The organism is Curtobacterium sp. MCPF17_003, assembly GCF_003224385.1.
Taxonomy (GTDB): Bacteria; Actinomycetota; Actinomycetes; order Actinomycetales; family Microbacteriaceae; genus Curtobacterium; species Curtobacterium flaccumfaciens.
Window position 1 is genome coordinate 209,459 of record NZ_QKLC01000006.1, and the last position, 6,268, is coordinate 215,726.

Consider the following 6,268-nt stretch of genomic DNA (forward strand, 5'->3'; position numbering starts at 1 on the left):
GGGTGTTCGACCTGCGAACACCGGTGTCTTGCTGCCGGCCCGGGAATGCGCGCGCACGCCACGCGTTGGGCTGAGCATGAACGACTCCGTGAAGGTCGATGTCTGGTCGGACATCGCCTGCCCCTGGTGCTACATCGGCAAGCGCAAGTTCGAGGCCGGCGTCGCCGCGTTCGGCGCCTCGAGCGAGGGCCGCCCCGTCGAGGTCGAGTACCACTCCTTCGAGCTGAGCCCCGACACCCCCGTGGACTTCGAGGGCACCGAGGCCGAGTTCCTCTCGGGCCACAAGGGCATGCCCGTCGACCAGGCGCAGCAGATGCTCGACCAGGTCACCGCCATCGCCGCGGGCGTCGGCCTCAGCTACGACTTCGAGGCCATGCACCACACCAACACGGTGAAGGCCCACCAGGTCATCCACCTCGCCAAGCAGCACGGCAAGCAGCTCGAGATGGTCGAGCGCCTGTTCGCCGCCTACTTCGAGCGCGGCGAGCACGTCGGACAGGAGTCCTCGCTCGCCGACCTGGCGGCGGAGATCGGCCTCGACCGCGACGAGGTCCTCAGCACCCTGCGCGACGACGCCCAGCTCGCTGCGGTCCGCGCCGACCAGGCCCAGGCGCAGGCGTACGGGATCAACGGCGTGCCGTTCTTCGTCATCGACGGCAAGTACGGCGTCTCCGGCGCCCAGGACCCCACGGCGTTCGAGCAGGTGCTCCGCCAGGTGGTCGCGCTCCGCGAGACCACGCCGGAGGAGGTCGCCTCGACGGCCGAGCGCGCTGCGGACGACGCGAGCGCGGACGTGGCGGTGACCCGATGACGGACATGACCATCAGCGACCAGGGTGCGGTGCGCCTCCAGGCCGTGACGTCGGTGCCGTCCGTACCGGACGCGCTCACGGGGCTGCCGGGCGTCTCCGGTTCTCCCGGCGTTCCCGGCCTGGAGGCCCGTCCCGCGTTGTTGACGCTCGTCACGCCCGGCGGTGCGCCGGTCTGCGAGGGCGACGCGTGCCTGATCGACGCCGGCTCGTTCGCCGGCGCCGAGGGCGACTGGTCCGAGGTGCCGGACTGACGGCTGCGTCAGCCGCGCTGAGGTTCCTCGTCGGTGATGTCGGCGACGGTCGCGCCGTAGGCGGCAACGAGCTCGTCGGCGTCGACGAAGGCGCTCGCACCGTGCCGGCCGGCGCCCAGGGCGACCCGGCGGCCGGCGATGCGTTCGTCGGCGTACACCGGCAGGTCGCCCGTGGCACCGATCGGCGTGATGGTGCCGCGCTCGTAGCCGGACGCCTCGAGCGCGGTGGCGGCGTCGGGCATCGAGAGCTTGTTGACGCCGACGACCGTGCGGAGCTTCTTCCAGGCGATGCTGCGGCCACCGGGCACCAGGGCGAGCAGGAACCCGCCGTCGTGGCGCTTCACCACCAGGGTCTTGACGATGTCGCCGGGCTCGATGCCGAGCAGTTCGGCGGCCTCGTGCAGGGAGTTCGCGGCCGGGCGCTCGACCACTTCGACCGGCAGGCCACGGGCCCGGGCGTCGGCGTCGAACCGGGTGCTGGCGTCGGTCGTCATGTGGAGAACGCTACCGGCGCGCACCGACGTGGGAAGATGGGACAGGTATGACGATCACACAAGCACCCGCCTCGCGAGTCGGCGGCCCCCTGCGCATCGGCCCGATCGAGGTCGACGTGCCGGTGGTGCTCGCGCCGATGGCCGGGATCACGAACATGGCGTACCGCCGGCTGTGCCGCGAGTACGGCGCCGGGCTCTACGTGTGCGAGATGATCACCTCACGGGCGCTGGTCGAACGGACCCCCGTGTCGATGCAGCTCATCCAGCACCACGAGTCCGAGACCCCGCGATCGATCCAGCTGTACGGCGTCGAGCCGAACACCGTGGCCGAAGCGGCGTCGATCCTGGTGGGCGAGGACCGTGCCGACCACATCGACCTGAACTTCGGGTGCCCGGTGCCCAAGGTCACCCGCAAGGGCGGCGGTGCGGCCCTGCCCTGGAAACTCGACCTGTTCCGCGAACTCGTCACCAAGACCGTGCGTGCCGCGGGCGACGTCCCCGTCACGGTGAAGATGCGCAAGGGCATCGACGAGGACCACCTGACCTACCTCGACGCCGCACGCATCGCGCGCGACGCCGGTGTCGCCGCGGTGTCGCTGCACGCCCGCACCGCGAACGAGCACTACTCCGGCCACGCCGACTGGTCCGCGATCGCCACGCTGAAGGAGACCGTCACCGACATCCCGATCCTCGGCAACGGCGACATCTGGTCGGCCGCCGACGCGCTCCGGATGATCGACGAGACCGGTGCCGACGGCGTGGTCGTCGGGCGTGGCTGCCTCGGCCGTCCGTGGCTGTTCGGTGACCTGGCCGCGGCGTTCCGTGGCGAGGGGCTCCGGTACATGCCGTCCCTGGGCGAGGTCGCCGACGGGTTCCGCCGGCACGCCGAGCTGCTCGTCGAGTTCTTCGGCGACGAAGAACACGCCTGCCGCGACATCCGCAAGCACGTGGCCTGGTACTTCAAGGGGTACCCGATCGGCAGCGACGTCCGGGCCGGCTTGGCGATGGCGTCGAGCCTGCAGGAGATCGACGACTTCCTCGGCCAGCTCGACCACGACGCGCCGTACCCGGGTGCGGACGCCGAGGGGCCGCGCGGTCGTGCCGGGCACCCGAAGCGCACCGCGCTGCCCGACCGCTGGCTCGAGAGCCGCGACGTCGACTCCGAGTTCCGCAAGGTCCTGGCCGCCGCCGAGCTGCACCACAGCGGCGGATGAGCGCCACCGCCTCGTACGGCCCGGCCGACGCGGAGCGCTGGCTCCCCGAAGAACACGGCAACCGCCGCTCGGACTTCGCCCGTGACCGTGCCCGACTGCTGCACTCCAGTGCCCTCCGGCGTCTGGCCGCCAAGACCCAGGTGCTCAGCCCGACGGCGGGGCTCGACTTCGCCCGCAACCGGCTGACCCACTCGCTCGAGGTCGCGCAGGTCGGCCGCGAGCTCGCCGACTCGCTCGGGCTCGACCCCGACGTGGTCGACACCGCGTGCCTGGCGCACGACATCGGGCACCCGCCGTTCGGGCACAACGGCGAGACCGCCGTGAACGCCTGGGCCACCGGCATCGGGGGCTTCGAGGGCAACGCGCAGACGCTCCGGCTGCTGACGCGGCTCGAGCCGAAGGTCTACGGTGTCCGGCCGGGCTCCGACGTCGACCGTCCGTACGGGCTCAACCTGACCCGCGCGTCGTTGGACGCCAGTTGCAAGTACCCCTGGCCGGCGGCGCAGGGGGTCTCGGAGTCGTCCTCCGGACGCACCAAGTTCGGCTTCTACGACGACGACCACGACGCCTTCGAGTGGCTCCGCGCCGGCGCCCCGCGTCGCCAGCGCTGCATCGAGGCGCAGGTCATGGACCTCGCCGACGACATCGCGTACTCCGTGCACGACTTCGAGGACGCCGTCGTCGCCGGGTTCATCGACGTCGCGGCCCTGGGTGACCGCGTCGGCGAGAACGACATCGTGACCGCCATGCACGCCTGGGTCGGTGACGACCTGAGCCGCGACGAGCTGCTCGAGGCGTTCGACCGCCTGCGCGAGTTGCCGCTCTGGATGACCGCGTACGACGGCTCCCGACGTGATGCCGCACGCCTGAAGAACCTGACGTCGCAACTGATCGGACGCTTCGCCCGCACCGCCACGACGGCCACCCGCGAGTCCTACGCCTCGGGGTCGCTCGTGCGGTTCGCCGCGTCGGTCGTCACCCCGCCCGAGATCATCGGCGAGATCGCGGTGCTCAAGGGCATCGTCGCGGCCTTCGTGATGACCCACGGCGACCGCCAGCCCGTGTACGAAGACCAGCGCCGCGTGCTCACCGAACTGCTCGACGCGCTGGCGGCGACGGGTGCGTCCGACCTCGAGCCCGGCTTCGCCGCCGATTGGCACGCCGCGGGCGACGACGCCGGCCGACTGCGTGCCGTCGTCGACCAGGTCGCGAGCCTGACCGACCAGGGCGCACTCGCGTGGCACCGACGTCTGGTGGTGGGCGACCGTGACCCGGTCCACATCGCCGTCTGACCGGTCCGCCGACGTCGGTCCCACGAACTAGGATCGAGGGGTGGCTGGCAGGATCGCGCGGAACGACATCGACGAGGTCCGCTCGCGTGTCAACATCGCCGACGTCGTGGGCGACTACGTCACGCTGAAGCACGCGGGCGTCGGGTCGATGAAGGGCCTCTGCCCCTTCCACGACGAACGCTCGCCGTCGTTCCACGTCCGGCCCCAGGTCGGCCGCTACCACTGCTTCGGCTGCGGCGAGGACGGCGACGTCTTCAGCTTCATCATGGCGCAGGACCACACCACCTTCGCCGAGGCCGTCGAGCGCATGGCCGCGAAGATCGGCTTCACCCTGCACTACGAAGAGGGCGACGGGCCGCGCACCGACTACAACACCCGGGCCCGGCTGATCGCCGCGAACGAAGCCGCGCTCGAGTACTTCACGGGGCAGCTCACCACCGCTGCCGCCGACCCCGCCCGCCGGTTCCTGGGGGAGCGCGGGTTCGACCCCTCGGCCGCCCAGCACTTCGGCGTCGGGTTCGCGCCGAAGTCCTACGACATGCTCAAGGACCACCTGCGCGGACGCGGCTTCACGATGGAAGAACTCGTGTCGGCCGGCCTGGTCAGCCAGGGTGACCGCTCGCCGTACGACCGGTTCCGCGGGCGGCTGATGTGGCCGATCCGCGACGTCACCGGGGCGACCATCGGCTTCGGGGCGCGCCGCCTGCTCGAGGACGACAAGGGTCCCAAGTACCTCAACACGCCCGAGACCCCGATCTACCACAAGAGCCAGGTGCTCTACGGGCTCGACCTGGCCCGTCGCGACATCTCGAAGCAGAAGCAGGTCGTCATCGTCGAGGGCTACACCGACGTGATGGCGTGTCACGTCGCGGGTGTCACGACCGCCGTCGCCACCTGCGGCACGTCGTTCGGCGTCGACCACATCAAGGTGCTGCGCCCGATGCTCGGTGACCTGGCCGGCGCCGACCCGAACGCCAACGGTGAGGTCGTGTTCACGTTCGACCCCGACGAGGCCGGGCAGCGTGCCGCCTCGCGTGCCTTCGCGGAAGAACAGCGCTTCGCCGCCCAGACCTACGTCGCCGTGGCGCCCGGCGGGCTCGACCCGTGCGACCTCCGGCTCGCCCGCGGTGACGACGCCATCCGCCGACTGGTCACGAACAAGCGCCCGATGTTCGAGTTCATGATCCGCCGCACCCTGGACGGCCACGACCTCGAGACCGTTGAGGGTCGCGTCGGGGCGCTCCGCGCGGCTGCGCCTGTACTCGCGGGCATCCGCGACCGCTCACTGACGCAGGGGTACGTCCGCGAACTCGCCGGCTGGCTCGGCATGGAGATCCCCGAGGTCCGTCGGTCGGTCGAGACCGCCCGGCGCCGTGCGGGCTCCGCCGGCCAGGACGACCGGTCCGCAGGCACGGGGCGCGACGGCCGTGCCGGAACCGGCACCGACGGGGCCGACACCCCCGACGAGCCCGTCGCCGGGATCCGCTCGCTGCCGAACGACCCGATCAGCCGCATGGAGCGCGACGCCGTGATGGCGATGGTGCAGCAGCCCACGTCCGTCGGAGCACCGATGCTCGGGCTCGCCGCGTCGGCCACGTTCTCGACGCCGATGCTCGCCGCCGTGCGGGACGCCGTGGTCGCCAACGTCGACGTCATCGGCGCGGGGGACTGGCTCGACCGGCTGCTCGCCGACGTGCCGGCGCCACTCCGCACCCTGACGCACGAACTCGCCCTCGCACCGATCCCCGCGCGCAACGCGGAGGACCTGGCGGCCTACTGCCGGAGCATCGTCGTGGCCCTGGTCGAGCGCGACCTGCTCGCCCGCAAGGCCTCGTTGCTCGGACAGCTGCAGCGCGCCGACCCGCACGAGCAGGCCGAGCGTCGCGCCGAGATCCAGCGGCAGCTCGTCGACATCGACGGGCAGCGGATGCGGTTGCGGGCCGACGCCGAGGCGTCCTAGCCCTCTTCGCGCGGCCGGTGCCGGACGTGCACGAGGTCGCACGACGCGCTGCGTGCGCTTCGCCGAGGTCGCGCGAACTGTCGCCCGGCGAGGCTGCGAGCGGCAGTTCGTGTGTTCTCGGGGGTGCGTGAGTGGTCGGGACGTGTCGCGTGTGGGGCGTCGAGTGGTCCCAGACCGTCGGCTGGGCGGGGTCCGGCCGACGGGACGTGACCGCGCGGGGTGTGGCGCTGTCTCTTATACACATCT

At 71.6% G+C, this 6,268-nt stretch carries 6 protein-coding genes; 5 read left to right on the forward strand and 1 reads right to left on the reverse strand.

The window, feature by feature from the left end; all coding sequences use genetic code 11:
* Window positions 1–76: 76 nt before the first annotated feature.
* Together DEJ30_RS08640 and DEJ30_RS08645 are read left to right on the forward strand one after the other, a co-directional pair.
* Window positions 77–811 carry a DsbA family protein gene (locus DEJ30_RS08640; protein WP_110860449.1) on the forward strand — a complete coding sequence of 245 codons (735 nt, stop codon included), beginning with the start codon at window positions 77–79 and terminating at the stop codon, window positions 809–811.
* On the forward strand, window positions 808–1,062 hold the full coding sequence (locus tag DEJ30_RS08645; protein WP_110860451.1) for a hypothetical protein: 255 nt from the start codon (window positions 808–810) through the stop codon (window positions 1,060–1,062). Before DEJ30_RS08640 ends, DEJ30_RS08645 begins: the two co-directional genes overlap by 4 nt.
* A gap of 8 nt (window positions 1,063–1,070) precedes the next feature.
* Here the strand turns inward: DEJ30_RS08645 and DEJ30_RS08650 are convergent, their stop codons facing one another.
* Window positions 1,071–1,556, reverse strand: coding sequence for an aminoacyl-tRNA deacylase (locus DEJ30_RS08650; protein WP_110860453.1), 486 nt, complete (start codon window positions 1,554–1,556; stop codon window positions 1,071–1,073).
* A gap of 47 nt (window positions 1,557–1,603) precedes the next feature.
* Between DEJ30_RS08650 and dusB the strand changes: the two genes are divergently transcribed.
* Genes dusB through dnaG form a run of 3 tightly spaced genes read left to right on the forward strand, consistent with a single transcriptional unit; the run spans window position 1,604 to window position 6,022 of the window.
* Window positions 1,604–2,770, forward strand: coding sequence for a tRNA dihydrouridine synthase DusB (dusB, locus tag DEJ30_RS08655; protein ID WP_110860455.1), 1,167 nt, complete (start codon window positions 1,604–1,606; stop codon window positions 2,768–2,770).
* A complete protein-coding gene (locus DEJ30_RS08660) occupies window positions 2,767–4,062 on the forward strand; it encodes a deoxyguanosinetriphosphate triphosphohydrolase (protein WP_110860457.1) in 1,296 nt (431 codons plus the stop codon). Before dusB ends, DEJ30_RS08660 begins: the two co-directional genes overlap by 4 nt.
* A 40-nt stretch (window positions 4,063–4,102) precedes the next feature.
* Window positions 4,103–6,022: a DNA primase gene (gene dnaG, locus DEJ30_RS08665; protein WP_110860459.1), complete on the forward strand. Its 1,920-nt coding sequence runs from the start codon at window positions 4,103–4,105 to the stop codon at window positions 6,020–6,022.
* Window positions 6,023–6,268: the final 246 nt, after the last annotated feature.